Raw genomic sequence first — 17,447 nt, 5'->3', positions numbered from 1 at the left:
GGCCGCTCCCGTGGCGGCCTCGTTCCTGGGGGGAGACGACTGTGGTCACCGACCAACTGAGGGCGCTCGTGCGCCGCTATCCGCTTGTCCGCTTCGCTGCCCGGAAGCTCCGTGTCCGCCTGCCCAGACGGCTGGGCGGACTGGACCCCGAGCGGGTCCCGCCGTGGAGCCGGCGGGTGTCCTTCTTCCTTCCCCGGCTGGAGTCGGACACCCGCCGGATCGGCCCGGACAGCCTCACCCTGCGGCTGCCCGGCGACCTCACCGTGCCCCGGCGGCTGGCCGCGTTCGGACTGGCCAGGCACGAGCCCGACAGTCTGGCCTGCTTCATGGCGGTGCTCGAACACACCCGGCCCGGTGCGGTCTTCGACGTGGGCTCGGGTGTGGGGGTCTACTCGGTGCTGGCCGCCGCGCGCACGCGCCGTCCGGTGTTCGCGTTCGAGCCGACCCCGGAGATCGCCTCGGCGGCCCGGGCGGTGTCCTCATCGGCGGACCTGGGCTTCACCGTGGTGGAACTGGCGCTGAGCAACCACACCGGCACCGCCCACCTGCGCCGGGCCCGGCACAACGACATGTGCAACACGCTGGTGCGTTCGGCCCGCACCGACCTGTCGCACAGCGCCGTGCGGGTGACCACCCTGTCGCGGTGGAACGAGACCGCGGCGGCCTTCCCCACGGTGCTCAAGATCGACACGGCCGGTACGGAGCCGGACGTGGTCGCCGGAGGCCTGGAGGTCCTGCGGAGGTACCGTCCGTGGATGCTGGTGAAGGTCCGCCCCGACCGGGGTGTGGAGGAGCGGCTCATGGCACTGCTCGACCCGCTGGAGTACACCTGGTACCCGGTGGGCGGGCCACCGCCCTACGAGCCGCGTTCGGAGATCTCGGGGCGCGCCTCCCCCGCCTGGGAGCGGATGTGGCTGTTCACCCCGGAGCCCGTGCCCGAGGCGTTCTGGCCCTCGGTGTGCGACTGGCGAAGGGCCCTGGAGGACTGCGTCCCCGGTTAGGGCCGTCCGCTCAGAGCCATCCCTCCAGGGCGGCGAGGAAACCGGGCAGGTCGTCGCGGTGGACGCAGTGCCCGGCGTCCTCCACGACCCGGACCGTGAAGCCGCGCTCCTCCAGCTCGCGGGCGTCCTGCGGGGTGACGGTGACGCTGTTCCCGCCGCGCAGGACCAGGGAGGGGACGACCGGTTTCGCCGGGAGGAAGTCGTTTCCCGCGACCTCGGCCGCGACGAAGTCGAAGAACTCCGGGTCGAAGGACGCGAAGCCCCTGACCTCGCTCTCGACGTCGGCGTCGCTCCACCTGGGATTGCGCTCGCGCACGTGGTCGGTGTCGGCGACGGCGAAGAGCCGGCGCATGCGCTCGCCGGCGTCGGCCCACATGCCGGGCTGGCGGAAGGCCGGGTCGACGTAGACCGCGCGGGCCGGGCACAGCCGCTCCACCGCCAGGGAGAGCGCCACCCCGCCCATGGAGTGGCCGACGGCGACGTCGGCACCGGTCGGCAGGGAGTCCGCCAGGTCGTCCCCGAGGGCCGCCACGGAGTAGTCCCCGCGCGGGCTGGCTCCGTGGCCCCGCATGTCGACGCTGACCACCCGGTAGTCGCGTCGCACGAGTTCGGCCTCGACGGCGTGCCAGGTCTCGTGGCTGGACATGGAGCCGTGGACGAGGAGGACGGTTCGGTCGCCGGTGCCGCTGGTATAGGTCTCCAGTTTCATGGGAGAGGGCCTCCTGGGGAAGTGAGGAGCTGCCGAGGGCAGCGGGGGCCGGTGAGGGGAGGTCCGGCCGTCGCGTGAACAGAACCACCAGGGTCTCGAAAACTTTTGCGCGAGGGAAGTGGATGACCGGAAGTGGCCGCGCGCTCCGAATCCCTCCTCTCCCGTCGTCACCTCCTGCTAGGGGTGTCCACACGCACCAGGGCCGTCCCTCCGGCGGAGTCCGCGAAAACGGATGGACCCGGCGGACGGCGGTCCCCTAGATTGGGCCCTCCCCAACGTGAGGACTCCGCGCGCATGACGCCCCCCGCTCTTCAGGTCTGACACCTCTTCGCATCGGTCGCCGACCACGCCGTCGGCTCTTTCCCCATGCTCTTCGTCAGGTTCTGAGAGAGAACGCGCTTGTCCTCACATCCTCATACCGTGCTGCCCTGGGCGGTGCGGCGCACCCGCCTGCCCCTGCTCGCCCTCCCGTGCGTGGACTGCCCTTCCGGCCGTGCCGCCACCGGTGACGGCAGGTTCCGCGTCAACGCCAACGGCAAACTCCTCGACGTCTGGCTCCTGGTCAACTGTGTCTCGTGTGACCGGACCGGCAAGCTCACCGTCCACGACCGCGTCGCGGTCCGCTCCCTGCCCGCCGACCTCCTGGCCGGGTACACGGCCAACGCGCCCGCCCTCGTCGCGGACACCCTCCTCGACCCGTCGACCGCCCGGCGCAACCGGTTCACGCTCGACTGGGACGGGTGCTGGGAACTCCACGCACCTCCGGTGCCCGAGAGTCCGTGGCCCCTCCGGGCCGCGGTCGCCTTCGACGATCCCGTGCCGGTCCGCCCCGACCGCCTCATCGCCCGGGGCCTGGGCATCAGCCGGACCGAGGCCGTTCGCCGGGTCAAGGCCGACATCCCGCTGAACCGCAGGACGAAACGGGACTTCTCCTTCGTCCTGGTCTAGTCGGTGTTTCCTTGAAGCTGCGCCGCGCTTCGCCTCGTGCCCGGACACCGCGGGTACGGGAACCCTCGGTCCCCGCGGCGCAGGACCGAGTCCACCGGACAGAACCCGGTCGGTCCCGGTCCGGGGACCGCTTCCGGATCGAACGGTGGGCCCCAGCGCTACGGCGCCCGTCCCCGCCCTCCGGCCACGCGTCGGCGGGCGGGGCAGGGCGGGAGGCCGCGGACGGGGCGCCGCCCGCGCGGTCGGCTCCGCGAGCGTCCGGGGCCCGGCCCCGTGGGCCCACACGTGTCGAGGCGTGGGTGGAGCCCGGGAGCCGCGCCTCCAAGCGGGCCCTGGGGTGGTGGATATGTCCGGCTTGTGGGTGTGCTCACCGATGTCCTGCGTGGCGCGGGGCCCCGCCCCGGCGCGGGCTGACACCATAGGTCGCCATGAACGGCCTCGTACTCGTACTCGTGCTCCTGATCGGCCTGGCGGTCGGCGCCGCCATGGGCTGGGCCTTGGCCCGTGCCCGGGACGCCGAGACCCGGGCCGAGGCGCGTGCCGCCCAGGAACGCGCGGCCTACGTGGAGGGGCAGCTAGCCGACCGGTTCAGCGCCCTGTCCGCCCAGGCCCTGGACCAGACCAACCAGCGCTTCCTCGAACTGGCCGAGGGGCGGATGCGCGCGGTCGGCGCGGAGGCCGGGGGCGACCTGGACGAGCGGCGGCGTGCGGTGGAGCGCATGGTCGAGCCGCTGACCGAGACCCTGAACCGGGTGGAGCGCCAACTGCGGGAGGTCGACGCCGGGCGGGCCGCAGCGCACGCGGAGCTGGCCAAGCAGGTCGAGTACGTGCGCGAGGGATCGGAGCGGCTGCGCGAGCAGACGCAGTCGCTGGTGACGGCGCTGCGGCGGCCCGAGGCGCGCGGCCGGTGGGGCGAACTGCAACTGCGCCGGGTGGCGGAGCTCGCCGGGATGGGCCCGCACTGCGACTTCGAGGAGCAGGCCACGACACGGGACGGGGCGCAGAGGCCGGACATGGTGGTGCGCCTGGCGGGCGGCAAGAACATCGTCGTGGACTCCAAGGTCCCGCTGGCCGCCTACCTGGACGCCGTGGAGGCGGGCCAGGACGAGGCCGCCAGGCACCTGCGCGTCCACGCCCGGCACCTGCGCACACACGTGGACCAGCTGGCGGCGAAGTCGTACTGGTCCTCGTTCACCCCGGCTCCGGAGTTCGTGGTGCTGTTCATCCCCGGGGAGGCCTTCCTCGCCCCGGCCCTGGAGTACGACCCGGAACTGCTGGAGCACGCGATGGCGCGGCGGGTGCACATCGCGACGCCGACGACACTGATCTCGCTGCTGCGGACGGCGCAGTACGCGTGGCAGCAGGAGGCGCTGAGCGAGAACGCGCGCGCGGTGTTCGACTTGGGCAAGCAGCTGCACGAGCGCCTGGGCACGCTGGGCGGGCACGTGGAGGGGCTGGGCCGGGCGCTGACCCGGACGGTGGGCGCCTACAACCAGACCGTGGGATCGCTGGAGAGCCGGGTACTGGTGACCGCGCGCCGGTTCGGCGAGCTGGGTCTGGTGGACGGCGAGCTGGACCGGCCCTCGGGGGTGGAGGAGCGGCCGCGCACGGTGGCCGCTCCCGAGCTGTCCGACCCGGGCGCCCGGGCGCCGGACGCGGGCCGCGGGGCGGACTCCGACGGAGGAGTGCCCCACTCCGGTGGAGGGGCGTCCCGCTCCGACGTGGTGGCACCTCGCGCCGACGGGAAGGCCCCAGGCCGGGACGGGATCCAGCACGTGGGCAACGGCCACGCGGGCCCGTCGCGCGAGGAGCGGGGCGAGAGCGTCCACGGCCCCTGAGCGGCCGGAGGCCGCGGGGCGGTGCAGAGGCGGAGAACGCCGGGAGGCCCGGCCGTGGAACACCAGAACCGCGGCGGCCCGTCCCGGCGTCCAACGTGAGGAAGGGGTGTTCGCGATGGACGGGGGCAAGTACCCGGAGAATCGACACGGTTCTCGGGAGAGACACCGTATATTCACTACTAGTGACACACTGAATACAGTGAGTAGCACACCTGGGAGGCGAACAGCTATGCCCCCTCGAGAGACGCACGGCCCGGATCCCGGGCAGGCACCGTACTTCGTGCGGTCCCACGGCCGGGGCCGGAGCCGGGACCGGAGCGCATCGCATGCCGGGAACCGGCGCCGCGCGGCACCGGGGCCGAAGGCGGGCGGCGCCCCGCGACGCACATCCCGCCTGACCGGGCGCGGCGGCGTCCTGGCCATCACCGTGTTCAGTTTCGCCGGGATCATGGTCGCGCACTGGGCGGGGACCCCCACCGCCCCGGGCATCGCCTTCACCCTCGCCTGCCTGCTCGGCGCGGTACTGGTCCGGCCGAGCGACCTGCTGTCGCTGTCCGTGAGCCCGCCCATCGCCTTCTTCGCGGCCGTGGTCGCCGCCGAGAGCCTGTTCGCCCTGGGCAGCGAGGGGTTCACGCGGACGCTGCTCCTGGGCCTGGCCTCACGGCTGGCCGAGGTCGCGCCCTGGCTGTTCCTGGGCACGGCGCTGGTACTGGTGATCGGTGTGTTCCGGGGCCTTCCCGGCAACATCCGCGACCTGGGGGACCAGTTGAACGGCCGCAGGTAGTGCGACCCGCCGGATCAGGAGGCCGCCCGGGCGGGGACTCGCGAAGACAGGGGAGGCCGCCGAGGCAGGGGGACCCGCGGAGGCGGGAGAGCCGACGGGGTCAGAAGGGCGTGTCCCCGTCCTCGGGAGCGTCGCCCCGGCGCTCGTCCATCGCGGCGGCCAGTTTGGCGCGGGCCCCCTCCAGCCACTGCTCGCACACGCGGGCCAGCTCCTCACCGCGCTCCCACAGGGCCAGCGACTCCTTCAGGCTGAGCCCGCCGGACTCCAGTTGGCGCACGACGTTGTTCAGCTCCTCCCGGCTCTCCTCGTAGCTCAGCTCCGGCTCGGCGGTGCCCTCGTCCTTGGTGTTGGCTCCCTTGGCGGCCATCTCTACTCCCCCTCGGCGGTGTCTTCGGTGTGGACTGACTCCACGGCGGCGGTCAGGCTGTCCTCGGCGAACCGCACGCGCAGGGACTCCCCCACGTCCGGCTCCCCGGCGGAGCGCACCACCGACCCGTCCTCGCGCTGCACGATCGCGTACCCGCGCGCCAGCGTGGTGGCCGGGGACAGCGCGTGCAGGCGCGCCCGGGTGTGGCCGAGCCCGTCGGCGGCCCGGTCGAGCGACACGGTCAGGCTCCGGCGGGCCCGGTCGCGCAGGTCCCCGACCTGCTCGGTGAGCCGGTCGATCTCGCGTACCGGGCTGGCCAGCACCGGCCGGGACCGCATGCCCTCCAGCCAGGCGAGCTCGCGCTCCACCCCGCCCCTGAGCACGCGCCGGCCCCGGTCTCGGAGCTGGCGGATGATCTCCAACTGCTCGCCGACGTCGGGAACGGTCTTCTTGGCGGCGTCGGTGGGGGTGGAGGCGCGTACGTCCGCGACGTGGTCGAGCAGCGGGGCGTCCTGCTCGTGCCCGATCGCGCTCACCACGGGAGTGCCCGCGGAGGCGACGGCGCGCACGAGGGCCTCGTCGGAGAAGGGGAGCAGGTCCTCCAGGGAGCCGCCGCCCCGGGCGATGACGATGACGTCGACGTCCGGGTGCGAGTCCAGCTCCTTGAGCGCCTCCAGCACCTCGCGGACCGCGCGGTCGCCCTGGACCGCGACCGGGCGCACCTCGAAGCGCACGGCGGGCCAGCGGCGGCGCCCGTTCTCCAGCACGTCGCGCTCGGCGGCGGAGTCGCGGCCGCAGACGAGCCCGACGGTGTTGGGCAGGAAGGGCAGGGGGCGCTTGCGCTCGGCGTCGAAGAGCCCCTCGGCGGTCAGGGTGCGGCGCAACTGCTCCAGCCGGGCCAGGAGTTCGCCCAGGCCGACGTGGCGGATCTCCAGGGCACGCAGTGAGAAGGTGCCGCGGACCTCGTAGAAGTCGGGTTTGGCGTGTACGACGACGCGCGCCCCCGCCTCGGGAGGCGGACTCTGCGCGTCCAGCACGGAGGTCTGGCAGACCACGCGCACCGACACGTTGGCGACGGGGTCGCGCAACGTGACGTAGGCCATACGGCCGCGCCTGTTCAGTTCGGCGATCTGGCCCTCGACCCAGATCCGGCCCAGCCGACCGATCCACTGGCCGACCGCGTTGAGGACGACGCGTACCGGCTGCGGCGCATCGGCGGAACTCTCCATGCCCATGTCAACCGAGCCTAGGCGAGGACGGTGACAGTTCGGGGCAGGCCCGCCCCGGGGGAAGGGCGGCGTGAGGCGGGCGGTGCGGTCAGACGGTCGCGTCGCCGCCGGCGGAGACGGTGTTGTTCACACCGATGTCGGTCACCGCGGGCTCGCCCTCGGCGTGGTGGACGGTGTTGTCGGCGCCGGCCACGTGGATGGAGTCGGCGCTGCCCACGTGCACCGTGAGCCCGCTGCCCAGGACGGAGACCTCGCCGCACTTGCCGTTGAGGGTGATATCGGCGTTGCTGGCGGTGATGTTGACGTTCTCGCCCCCGCAGTCCTCGGTGACGCTGCCCTCGACCGCGGCGATGGTCAGGTCGCCGGTCTCGCTGTCCACGGACACGCCGCCGCCCTCGTCGAGGGTCACGTCGCCGTCCCCGTTGCCGACCGAGACGTCGCCGTCGGACTCGGCGGTGACCTCACCGTCCTCGCTGCCGACGGACACGCCGTCGGGGTCGACGTTCACCTCCTGGTCGGTCCCGGGGATGCCGACAGAGCATCCGGTCAGCAGGAGTGTGGAGGCCGCGAGAAGCGCGGCGGTGGAGGTGGCCAGACGCATGGATCAGTCCCCTTAGGACGGAGGGTGGGATGTTCTTCAGGTAGGACGCCCGGCACCGCTCCGTGGTTCCCGTGCCGGACGGGGCCGCCGGTCGCGGACCGGCGGCCCTCCCGCCACGTCGAACCGTACGCGCACGTCAGGCCCCGGACTCCAGCTTGCCGATGCGGTTGTCGTACATCTTGATGAACTCGGGGCGGCCCTGGTGCGCGACCTCGTAGGCGCGCAGGTCGCGGACCTGCTCGATGGTGAGCTTGCGCAGACGGGCGCGGACCGACGGCAGGGTGAGCTCGTCGTAGGTGGGAACGGCGAGCTCGTCGGCCGAGGGCGCGGCGCCCTTGCGGACCTTCTCCAGAACCTCGTCGCTGGCGACCTTGGTGTGCGCCTCGGCGGCCTCCAGCTCCTCGGCGATGGCCGAACCCTCCTCCTCGGAGATGTCCGCGCCGGCCGCGGTGGTGGACCCGGCCCGTGCGTCCTGGGCCTTCTCCGCCTTCGCGGCCTCGGCCTTGGCCGGCTTGCTCTCGGCAGCCTTCGCGGGCTCGGGCTCGGGCTTGGCGGGCTCGGGCTCCACGAGGGCGGCGGCCTCCACGGGCTCGCTCTTCCCGGCCTCCTTCTTCTCCGGCTTCGCGGCGGGGGCCTCCTTCGCCCCGGTCGGCTCGGCCTTGGCCGGCTTGCTTCCGGCGGCCTCGGCGGCTTCGGCCTTCTCGGGCTCGGCGGCCTTGTCCGCCTCTTCGGCCTTCTCCACGGGCGTCTCGTCGGCCCCGGCCTTCTCGGCGGGTGCCTCGTTCGCCTCGGCCTTCTTCTCCGCGGGTGCCTCGTCCCGGGCCTTCTCTGTCGCGGTGGGGGCCGCGGTGGTCTTCGCCGTCTCCTTGGCCGCGTCCTCGGACGCGGGGACGGCTTCCTTTCGCCCGAAGATTCCCTTGACCAGGGTGACCAGCTTCGTGGCGAGTGTCGGATTCGACATAGGACGGGGGCTCCTGATGCTGTCGGCGGGTGGGGTGAGCGGCACGCGTCCAGCAAACCAGCAGGGCCGAGTTGAGGGCGGACCGCCTGTAACAGATGCGATTGGTGAACCAGGATAGAGGAGGGACGAACACCATGAGCAGGAGATAAGTGAACGATTTCGCCACTTCGGAGCCCAACCGGGTGTGCCTCGTTGCGATACCGTCATCTTGGCCCCGGTTTCACACCGGTTCGACCACCGCGGTGCCTTATCCCACACCCGGGTCGTACACCGCCCAAGCAACCTAGGATGTACGCATGACTGCGATGACGACTGCCACGAACCAACGGCGTGTGCTCCTCGCCAACCCCCGGGGTTACTGCGCCGGTGTCGACCGCGCTGTCATCACCGTCGAGAAGGCCCTGGAGCAGTACGGCGCCCCGATCTACGTGCGCAAGCAGATCGTGCACAACACCCACGTGGTGCGCACGCTGGAGGAGCGCGGCGCGGTCTTCGTCGAGGACACCGCGGAGGTGCCCGAGGGCGCCATCACCGTCTTCTCCGCGCACGGTGTCGCCCCGGCCGTCCACGAGGAGGCGGAGAGGCGGAGCCTGAAGACCATCGACGCCACCTGCCCCCTCGTCACCAAGGTCCACAAGGAGGCCAAGCGCTTCGCGGCCGAGGACCGGGACATCATCCTCATCGGCCACATCGGCCACGAGGAGGTCGAGGGCACCAGCGGCGAGGCACCCGAGCACATCCAGATCGTGGAGAGCCCGGACGAGGTCGACAAGGTCGAGGTGCGCAACCCGGACAACGTGTCGTGGCTGTCGCAGACCACCCTGTCGGTGGACGAGACCAACCAGACCGTGGACGCCCTGCGCAAGAAGTTCCCGAACCTGCTCGACCCGCCCAGCGACGACATCTGCTACGCGACCTCCAACCGCCAGGACTCGGTCAAGGCGATGGCGCCCGAGTGCGAGCTGGTCATCGTGGTCGGCTCCGACAACTCGTCGAACTCGGTCCGCCTGGTGGAGGTCGCGCTGGAGGCCGGCGCCGACGCCGCCCACCTGATCGACAACGCCTCGCTGATGGACGACTCCTGGCTGGAGGGCGTCACCACCGTCGGCGTGACCAGCGGCGCCTCCGTGCCCGACATCCTGGTGCACGAGCTGCTCGACAAGCTGTCCGGCCACGGGTACGGCACGGTCACCCCGGTGACGACCGCCGACGAGACGCTGACCTTCTCCCTGCCCAAGGAGCTGCGCCGCGACCTGCGCGCCGAGTAGCGCGGAGGAGTCCCAGCGCGTTCCCCGCGGCGCGAGGGACCAACGGACACACGAGGCGCCCGGCCGGTTTCGGCCGGGCGCCTCTCCGTGTCCGGGCGGCCCCTCAGTCCGCCAGGGCGGCGTCCACCTCCGACAGCAGCCGGGGCCTCGCCCGCGTGCCGACCACCGTCAGCTGCGACGACCATAGACCTTGACGTTCACGTCAAGGCAAGGGACGGCTGTTGCGGTGACCGCGAAGGCGAACCGATTCGCCCCGTGAGCCGCGATCTCGTACCTGTGGCGGGTCCGGGCACCCGGACCCGCCACAGGTACAGGACCGTCCGGGGTGGAAGCACTCCGGTCGCACCGGCAACGTGTCCGGTCAGTACGGCTGGGTTCTGTTCGGTGGACTCGGTCCTGTGCCACCGGGACCGAAGGTTCCCGTACCCGCGGCGCACGAGCACGAGGCGAAGCGCAGCGCAGCCTCAAGGAAACACGATCTAGGCGGACCCGGCCTCGCCCCCGGACTCCGCACCCTCCCGCGGCTCCGCGCCGCCGTCGGCGGGGTCGGTCTCCAGGGCCTCGGCCACGCGGGTCAGCTCGTCCATGTCGGCGGGGCCCGCGACGACCAGGGTCACGCCCTCCTCGCGCCGGACCAGGGCGTCCCAGTCCTCGGAGTCGTAGTGCTCCCACTCGCTGCCGCCGACGGAGACCGTGCCCGCCTCCTCGGCGCCCCTGGTCTCCTCCGCGACGACCGCGTCCGGGTCGGCGTCGCTCTGGGTGAACATGACGTGGCTGTCCTCGGCGGTGGCGAAACCCACACTCCACGCGGCCGGTCCCGACTCGGCGACCTCCAGCGTGGAGCTGGTGGGCGTCCACCCCTCCCGCAGGAGCTCCTCGGAGGGCACCGTCACGGGGTAGTCCGCGGAGTCCCGCAGGGCGTCGGCGTCGGGCTGGTAGTCCACCGAGGGGATGTGCTCACCCGAGCGCGTGGCGACCACGAACGCCAGGACCAGGACGATGCCGACGATGACCCCGAGGGAGATGGCGTAGTTCTTGAAGGTCGCGTTGGACCGGCTGTGCTCACTCATGACACAGTCCAGCTTGCCGCAGGTGCGGGACCTCCCCGACCCGGGGTGTCCTTACTTGCCGGGTTCGAGCCGGGTGAGCAGACGGGTGATGTCGTCGGCGAGCTTGTGCGCCTCGGCGTCGTCGCGCTGGACCACCTCGGCCACGGCCAGGAGCATGGCGCCGCTCACCACGATGAGCAGCGCCTCGTCCACGGGCTCGTCCGCCTTGCGGAACAGCGCCACGTTGCGGTCGGTCCAGCGGGTGAGCCGGGACCGCAGCTGGTAGTCGAACCCCGGCGGGCCGTCACCGCTGAAGAAGAGCCGCGTGGTCTCCCTCTCCTCGATGCATCCGAGCAGATAGGCGCGGGCGGCGATGTTCATCAGCCGTGTGGGGTCCTTCTCCCCTCCGGCGCGCGCCTCCACGACCGCCTGGTGGGTGCGCTCCTGCTGGCGCTGCTGGAACTCCTCGTACAGGGCGAGGTAGAGGTCGGCCTTGCCGGTGAAGTGGTGGTACAGGCTGCCGACGCTGGCACCGGCCACGGACACGACCTCGCTCACGCCGGCCCTGGCGAAGCCCACCGTGCGGAACACCTGGGCGGCCGCCCTGAGCAGGGCCGTACGGGTGGCCGCGCCGCGCGGGGAGGTCCGTGCGGGCTTCGCGGGCTTGTCCGTCTTGTCCACTGTCACGCCCTCACTCCAGTCCGGCCGGTCCCGCCAGGGTAGACCTTCTCCCCCGACCGGCGGCGGGGGCGGGTGGCGCCGGGGCACCCGTGGCCGCTCGGGGATCACGTCGGGTGACTACCCTAGGGCGTGTCCGGTGGATGCCGCCCGTCACGCGGCGGAGTGCGCGTCCGCCGGGCGCACCCTGAGACCCGCAGCTCCGCCCTGTTCCCTGACGGAAGGTGTCACATCCATGTCGCAGCCCAGCAGCCCGTCCGAGCAGCCCACGGCACCCGACCGCAACCTCGCACTGGAGCTGGTCCGCGTCACCGAGACCGCCGCGCTGGCCGCGGCCCGCTGGGTCGGCCGGGGCGACAAGATCGGCGCGGACGGTGCGGCGGTGCGCGGCATGCGGCACATGATCAGCACCGTGTCGATGAACGGCACCGTGGTGATCGGCGAGGGCGAGAAGGACAACGCCCCGATGCTCTACAACGGTGAGCGCGTGGGCGACGGAGGGGGCCACGACTGGGACGTGGCGGTCGACCCGGTCGACGGCACCACCCTGACCGCCATGGGCATGCCCAACGCCATCGCGGTGATCGCGATGAGCCCGCGCAACACCATGTTCGACCCGTCCGCGGTGTTCTACATGGAAAAGCTCGCCACGGGCCCCGAGGCCGCCGACGTGGTCGACATCGCCGCACCCGTGGCCGACAACATCCGCGCCGTCGCCCGCGCCAAGGGCAAGTCGCCGCAGGACGTGACGGTCGTCATCCTGGACCGCCCCCGCCACAAGCAGATCGTGCAGGACGTGCGCGACGTGGGCGCCCGCATCAAGTTCATCAGCGACGGCGACGTGGCCGGCGCCGTCATGGCCGCCCGTGCCGGTACCGGCGTGGACCTGCTGCTGGGTATCGGCGGCACCCCCGAGGGCATCATCACCGCGTGCGCCATGAAGTGCCTGGGCGGCACCATCCAGGGCCGCCTGTGGCCCAAGGACGAGGAGGAGCGCCGGAAGGCGGTCGACGCCGGGCACGACCTGGACCGGGTGCTGTACACCGACGACCTGGTCGGCTCCGACGACGTGTTCTTCGCCGCGACCGGCATCACCGACGGTGAGCTGGTCGGCGGCGTCCGGTACGAGGCCTCGCGCGTCATCACCGACTCCCTGGTCATGCGCGGGCGCAGCGGCACCGTCCGGCAGGTGCTCAGCGAGCACCGCCTGAGCAAGCTGGCCTCCTACAGCGGTGTGGACCTGACCTCCGCCCCCCAGCGCGGCGAGGAGGCCTGACCCGAGCCGCGGTCCGGGCGCCTCGCACCGCCGGTGCGGGGCGCCCGGAGCCCCCTGTCTCCCGATCACCCCCGCAAAGCAGACACGGGGCGCGAACCACACCGGGGTGCTCTGGCATCAGACCCGACATTGGTTGCGCGTTCACGTGCAAGAGCATTCCCCATCGGAGGTCTGATGTCCTATCCCGATCCCCCACAGCAGCCCCAGTGGGGGCCCCAGCAGCCCGGGCCGCCCGGGCAGGGCTTTCCCCCGCCCCAGGGCCCCGGCCAGCAGTTCGCGGGCCCGGGCGGCCCCGGCGGTCCGCCGCCCGGCGGCCAGTTCCCCGGTGGTCCGCCGCCCGGCGGCCAGTTCCCGGGAGGCCCCCACCCGGGCGGACACGTGCCGCCCGGTGGCGGCGGCGGTGGCCGCAAGCGCTGGATGATCCCGGTCGCCGCGGGCGCGGCGGTCGTCGTGATGGCCGGGACCGTGTGGGCCACCGTCTCCCTCGTCAGCTTCGGCGGCCCCCAGCCGGAGGAGGTGCTTCCTGCGAGCTCGGTCGCCTTCGCCAAGCTCGACCTGTCGATCGACGGCTCCCAGGCGATGGAGCTGATGGAGTTCGTGGACCGGCTCCCGGACGAGGTCACCGAGGAGATGGACCAGTCCGACGGCGACATGACGGACCTGTTCGCCGAGGGGTTCCTGGAGACCTTCCCCGACGCCCCGCAGAGCCAGGACGAGGTCGCGGAGTGGATCGGCCAGCGCGCGGGCTTCGCCGCGTGGCCCGCCGGCGGTGAGGCCCAGATGGAGGAAGGCGCCGGTGTGGCCGCGGTGGTCGCGCTCGCGGTGGAGGACGAGCAGCTCGCCGAGGAGGGGCTCAACGAGTTCAGCGGTGAGTACGAGGACTTCGCCTTCGAGGTGATCGACGGCTTCGCGCTCCTGACCAACTCCGACGCGGCGCTGGACGACCGGATGTCGCAGATGGAGGAGCACGGTCCCCTGGCGGACGCGGAGACCTTCTCCGGCGACATGGCCGACGTGCCCGGTGGCAGCATCGCCGTGGGCTGGTCGGACTTCACGCGGCTGATGGAGGTCGAGGAGTTCGCCCAGTCGTTCGAGAGCGAGATGGCCGCCGAGACCGGTGAGATGAGCGGCCGGACGACCGCGACCCTGCGCGTGGACGGCGAGTACCTGGAAGCGCGGATGGACGTCTTCGACTTCGAGGTGGACGGCGCCGGCGTGGCGTGGCTGTCCGAGACCCCGGGCGCGAGCGTGGCGGCGCTGGAGTCGCTCCCCGAGAGCACGGTCATGGCGCTCGGCGCCAGCGGCCTGGACACGGCGCTGGCCGACGCCTACGAAAACGACGAGCTCCCCTTCGTGACCAGCAGCGGCCAGCTTCAGGAGATGGAGCGCATGTTCAACGGCATGGGCGCCGGGCTGCCGGAGGGCTTCACCCAGCTACTGGGCTCCTCGACCGCGTTCGGTGTCACCAGCATCGACATGCAGAGCTTCTTCGGCTCCTCCTACGGCGGCGGCGAGGAGGTCTCGTTCCAGTACCGCGCGGTCGGCGGTGACGAGCAGGTCCTGAGCGACTTCGTCGAGAACATGGCCGCCGACCCGTACGCCACTCCCCCGGGCGTGAGCACCGACGGCGACGCCGTGGTGGTGTCCCAGGGCAGCAGTGCCACGGGGAGCCTGGGCGATGACCCGGTCTTCCAGCAGACCATGCAGGGGATGGACGAGGCGGTGGTCGCCGGGTACTTCGACATGCGCCAGGTGCTGACCGGGACCGACGTGCAGAGCCCCGACCAGTGGGGTGCCCTGGGTATGGCGCTGAGCGTCACCGAGGAGGGGCAGCGCAGCAGCCTCGAACTGCGGTGGTCGCCCAGCGGCGGCGAGTAGCCGCGCGGGGACACGGACGGCGTGGGAGGACGGTGGCCTCCCACGCCGTCGGCGTCTTCGGGCTCCGACCGGTGGGTCCCGCGGCACGGCCGGCCGTGCCGGGCTCAGCTGACGACGCGGCGGCGCATCTGGAAACCGGCCAGGAACCACATCAAGACGATGAACCCCAGCAGCACGCCGACGTGGACGAGCGCCTGGCCCGCGCCGAGCCCGCCGAAGACCGCCCCGCGGATCAGCTCGACCGCGTGGTAGAGCGGGTTGACCATGGCCGCGTTCTGTACCCAGCCGGGCAGCCCGGTGAGCGGGAAGAACGTGCCCGCCACCAGGAACAGCGGGGTGAACAGGCCGCTGAACACGTAGTCCATGGACCGTACCGACGTGATCACGGCGGAGATCCAGATACCGAAGAGCGCGAAGGCGAACCCGGCGAGGAAGGCGATGAACGGCACCAGCAGCATGCCGGGGCCCGGGCGCAGCCCGAATCCCATCGCGACCAGCAGCGGGACGCACCCGTACACGCCCGAGCGCATCGCCAGCCACAGGGCCTCGCCGGTGACGAGTTCGCGTACGTCCACGGGTGCGGCGAGGATGCCCTCGTAGGTGTGCAGGAAGCGGCGCTTGATGAAGGTGTTGATGACCGCGGGCATCATCGACTGGAACAGCACCGACACCGCCACGATGCCGGTGCCGAGGAAGTCGATGTAGCTGTACCCGGCCAGGGTTCCGACGAGGGCGCCCATGCCGAAGCCGAAGCAGAGCAGGTAGAGGGTCGGCTCGACCACCGCGGCGAAGGTGGTCGCCCGCCAGGACTGGCCGTACAGGATCCACTCGCGGGCGACGACGCCCATGACCGCGTCGGCCTCGAACCGGCCGGGGCGCGCGTGGACCTCCGGGCGGGCGTCCTCCCGGGCCTGCTGTTGACGGGTGCTCATTCCACACTCTCCCCGGTCAGTGTCACGAACACGTCCTCCAGGTTGCTGGCCCTGCGCAGCGGTACGTCCAGCCTGTCGCGCAGGGACTGGGGCAGCTCCTCGGCGCGCAGGACCGACACGGTGGTCCCGGTGCGGCGGGTGGTGAAGCCGTGGCTGTGGACGAGGCGCTCGAAGGCGTCCACCCCCTCCTCGTCCGGGAGGTACTCCTCCACGGTGGCGCCCGCGTACTTGGCGACGAGGTCGGCGGGGGTGCCGCGTTCGACGACCCTGCCCCTGGCCATGAGCGCCACCTCGTCGGACAGGCGCTCGGCCTCCTCGATGTAGTGCGTGGACATCAGGACGGTGACGCCCTCGTCGCGCAGCGCCGAGATGGCGCTCCACAGGTCCTGGCGCACCTGCGGGTCCAGGCCGACGGTGGGCTCGTCCATGAGGACGAGCTCGGGCCGGTGCAGCAGGGCGCGGACGATGAGGAGGCGGCGGCGCATACCCCCGGACAGGTCGTCGACCAGGGTCGCGCCCCGGTCGCCGAGCTGGGCCAGCCGCATGGTGCGGGCGATGGCCTCTTTCCGTTGGCGGCGCGGGACCCGGTAGAGGTAGGAGAACATCCGCAGGTTCTGCTCGACGGTGAGCTCCTCGTCGAGGTTGTCGTGCTGGGGCACGACCCCCATACGGGCCCGGGCCCACTTGGACTCGGCGGGGACCTCGTGGCCGAGGATGCGGATCTCGCCCTCGTCGGCCACGGACTGGGCGGTGAGCATCTTCATGGTGGTGGACTTGCCCGCGCCGTTGGGTCCGAGGAGACCGAGGACGATCCCCTGGGGGACCTCCAGGTCGAGACCGTCGACGGCGGTGAGGGAGCCGAAGCGCTTGACGATGCCCCGGAGCAGCAGAGCGGGCACGGCCGACGTGTCGCGGGAGCTCATGGAAGCGCTTCCGGGCAGGCGGTGACCGGGGTCGGATGTGGTCATGGGTCAACGGTAGGCAGGAGGTCGGACGATTTTCCATTGGTTTTCGCCCCGGCGGGTCCCGGTCCCGTCCGTCCCGTGACCCGCCGGAGCCGGTCCGCCCAGGAAGACCCGTCCCGTGGATTCGCCTAAGGTTGGTGGTGTGAGTGAGGAAGTGTCCCCCGAACGGCTCCGCGCCTCCGACACGGACCGCGAACGGGTTCTGAAGGCACTGCGCGACGCCGTCGCCGACGGGCGCCTGGACCTGGAGGAGTTCGAGGAGCGTTCCTCCCTCGTGCACGGGGCGCGCACCCTCGGCGAGCTGCCCGGCGTCACCGCCGACCTCCTGCCCCCCGACCGGCAGCCCATCCGGCTGGACCGGCAACCGGTCCTCGGCGTGTTCGGCAACGTCAGGCGCGGGGGCCGCTGGGTGGCCTACCCCGGCGAACAGGCCGTGGCCTTCGTCGGCAGGGTCGAGGTGGACATGCGCGAGGCACTCCTCATGCGCAACCACCACAGGATGACCGTGACCGCGGTCCTGGGCCGCGTGGAGATCGACGTCCCCGAGGGCGTCGAGGTGCGGCTGAACGGCTGGTCGTTCCTGGGCAGGCGCACCACCACCGCCCGCCGCTCGGAGCTGTCCCACCCTCCCGTGCTGGAGATCGACGGGTTCTCCCTCCTCGGCGTGGTGCGCGTGCGCGCGCCCAGACGCCGCGGCCTCCTGGGCCGGCTGCGCCGGGAGCGCCGCCGCGGTATCGGCGCCTGAGACGGAGCGGTGCCCGGAGCGGAGCCGTCCGCAGGTCGGGACCGCGTCCGAGGCGGAGCGGCACCGGGGCCCGGGAGCCTTCGGTCCGGCGGCCGGCGAAGCGGCGCCGGCCCCCGCCCGCTGACCCGCGGTGACCTGCGGCGCTGTCAACATGATGCGCGCAACACCGCCAACCCCGGGTGAGGTGGCGGTGTGTTCCCGTGCGTCTGGCAGGCTGG

Annotated in this window: 17 protein-coding genes; 8 read left to right on the top strand and 9 right to left on the bottom strand. The window is 72.2% G+C overall.

Annotation, left to right across the window (positions count from 1 at the left end; all coding sequences use genetic code 11):
* Positions 1–41: 41 nt before the first annotated feature.
* On the top strand, positions 42–1,001 hold the full coding sequence (locus NOSIN_RS00580) for an FkbM family methyltransferase (RefSeq protein ID WP_077688862.1): 960 nt from the start codon (positions 42–44) through the stop codon (positions 999–1,001).
* Positions 1,002–1,011: 10 nt separating this feature from the next.
* Here the strand turns inward: NOSIN_RS00580 and NOSIN_RS00575 are convergent, their stop codons facing one another.
* Positions 1,012–1,710, bottom strand: a complete 699-nt coding sequence (locus NOSIN_RS00575) for an alpha/beta fold hydrolase (RefSeq protein WP_077688861.1) — start codon at positions 1,708–1,710, stop codon at positions 1,012–1,014.
* Between the two features lie 420 nt (positions 1,711–2,130).
* Here NOSIN_RS00575 and NOSIN_RS00570 point away from each other — a divergent pair, with 420 nt between their 5' ends.
* The 3 genes from NOSIN_RS00570 to NOSIN_RS00560 all read left to right on the top strand — a co-directional run bounded on the left by NOSIN_RS00570 (position 2,131) and on the right by NOSIN_RS00560 (position 5,280).
* Positions 2,131–2,658: a DUF1062 domain-containing protein gene (locus NOSIN_RS00570; RefSeq protein WP_171986537.1), complete on the top strand. Its 528-nt coding sequence runs from the start codon at positions 2,131–2,133 to the stop codon at positions 2,656–2,658.
* A 428-nt stretch (positions 2,659–3,086) separates the two neighbouring features.
* The gene (locus NOSIN_RS00565; protein WP_077688859.1) at positions 3,087–4,496 is read left to right on the top strand and encodes a DNA recombination protein RmuC; all 1,410 of its coding nucleotides are present in this window, start codon (positions 3,087–3,089) and stop codon (positions 4,494–4,496) included.
* 229 nt (positions 4,497–4,725) lie between these two features.
* Positions 4,726–5,280, top strand: coding sequence for a DUF6542 domain-containing protein (locus NOSIN_RS00560; RefSeq protein ID WP_077688858.1), 555 nt, complete (start codon positions 4,726–4,728; stop codon positions 5,278–5,280).
* A 100-nt stretch (positions 5,281–5,380) separates the two neighbouring features.
* Here NOSIN_RS00560 and NOSIN_RS00555 read toward each other — a convergent pair whose 3' ends face one another.
* From NOSIN_RS00555 to NOSIN_RS00540, 4 genes are all read right to left on the bottom strand, one after another.
* Positions 5,381–5,647 carry an exodeoxyribonuclease VII small subunit gene (locus NOSIN_RS00555; protein WP_077688857.1) on the bottom strand — a complete coding sequence of 89 codons (267 nt, stop codon included), beginning with the start codon at positions 5,645–5,647 and terminating at the stop codon, positions 5,381–5,383.
* Between the two features lie 2 nt (positions 5,648–5,649).
* Complete coding sequence (gene xseA / locus NOSIN_RS00550) at positions 5,650–6,882, bottom strand: exodeoxyribonuclease VII large subunit (RefSeq protein ID WP_077688856.1); 1,233 nt, start codon at positions 6,880–6,882, stop codon at positions 5,650–5,652.
* 82 nt (positions 6,883–6,964) lie between these two features.
* Positions 6,965–7,477: a DUF3060 domain-containing protein gene (locus NOSIN_RS00545; RefSeq protein WP_077688855.1), complete on the bottom strand. Its 513-nt coding sequence runs from the start codon at positions 7,475–7,477 to the stop codon at positions 6,965–6,967.
* Between the two features lie 136 nt (positions 7,478–7,613).
* Positions 7,614–8,438, bottom strand: coding sequence for a hypothetical protein (locus tag NOSIN_RS00540; protein WP_077688854.1), 825 nt, complete (start codon positions 8,436–8,438; stop codon positions 7,614–7,616).
* Positions 8,439–8,734: 296 nt separating this feature from the next.
* Between NOSIN_RS00540 and NOSIN_RS00535 the strand changes: the two genes are divergently transcribed.
* Positions 8,735–9,706: a 4-hydroxy-3-methylbut-2-enyl diphosphate reductase gene (locus tag NOSIN_RS00535; protein WP_171986536.1), complete on the top strand. Its 972-nt coding sequence runs from the start codon at positions 8,735–8,737 to the stop codon at positions 9,704–9,706.
* Positions 9,707–10,185: 479 nt separating this feature from the next.
* On the opposite strand, the gene NOSIN_RS00530 is transcribed toward NOSIN_RS00535, so the two are convergent.
* Both NOSIN_RS00530 and NOSIN_RS00525 read right to left on the bottom strand, forming a co-directional pair.
* Positions 10,186–10,776 (bottom strand): DUF4245 domain-containing protein, encoded by a 591-nt coding sequence (locus NOSIN_RS00530; protein WP_077688852.1) that lies wholly within the window; start codon positions 10,774–10,776, stop codon positions 10,186–10,188.
* Positions 10,777–10,827: 51 nt separating this feature from the next.
* Complete coding sequence (locus NOSIN_RS00525; protein ID WP_077688851.1) at positions 10,828–11,436, bottom strand: TetR/AcrR family transcriptional regulator; 609 nt, start codon at positions 11,434–11,436, stop codon at positions 10,828–10,830.
* A gap of 232 nt (positions 11,437–11,668) precedes the next feature.
* Here NOSIN_RS00525 and glpX point away from each other — a divergent pair, with 232 nt between their 5' ends.
* Positions 11,669–12,709 (top strand): class II fructose-bisphosphatase, encoded by a 1,041-nt coding sequence (gene glpX, locus NOSIN_RS00520; RefSeq protein WP_077688850.1) that lies wholly within the window; start codon positions 11,669–11,671, stop codon positions 12,707–12,709.
* A gap of 174 nt (positions 12,710–12,883) precedes the next feature.
* Positions 12,884–14,587 carry a hypothetical protein gene (locus NOSIN_RS00515; protein ID WP_077688849.1) on the top strand — a complete coding sequence of 568 codons (1,704 nt, stop codon included), beginning with the start codon at positions 12,884–12,886 and terminating at the stop codon, positions 14,585–14,587.
* A 104-nt stretch (positions 14,588–14,691) separates the two neighbouring features.
* On the opposite strand, the gene NOSIN_RS00510 is transcribed toward NOSIN_RS00515, so the two are convergent.
* Both NOSIN_RS00510 and NOSIN_RS00505 read right to left on the bottom strand, forming a co-directional pair.
* Positions 14,692–15,519, bottom strand: a complete 828-nt coding sequence (locus NOSIN_RS00510; RefSeq protein ID WP_077688848.1) for an ABC transporter permease — start codon at positions 15,517–15,519, stop codon at positions 14,692–14,694.
* On the bottom strand, positions 15,516–16,442 hold the full coding sequence (locus NOSIN_RS00505) for an ABC transporter ATP-binding protein (protein ID WP_077688847.1): 927 nt from the start codon (positions 16,440–16,442) through the stop codon (positions 15,516–15,518). The genes NOSIN_RS00510 and NOSIN_RS00505 overlap by 4 nt, the downstream gene beginning before the upstream one ends.
* Before the next feature lie 196 nt (positions 16,443–16,638).
* On the opposite strand from NOSIN_RS00505, the gene NOSIN_RS00500 reads away from it, so the two are divergent.
* On the top strand, positions 16,639–17,229 hold the full coding sequence (locus NOSIN_RS00500) for a DUF1707 SHOCT-like domain-containing protein (RefSeq protein ID WP_077688846.1): 591 nt from the start codon (positions 16,639–16,641) through the stop codon (positions 17,227–17,229).
* The last annotated feature ends 218 nt before the right edge of the window (positions 17,230–17,447 follow it).

This window comes from Nocardiopsis sinuspersici, from assembly GCF_001998325.1.
Lineage (GTDB): Bacteria > Actinomycetota > Actinomycetes > Streptosporangiales > Streptosporangiaceae > Nocardiopsis > Nocardiopsis sinuspersici.
This window is presented reverse-complemented; position numbering and strand designations above follow the sequence as displayed.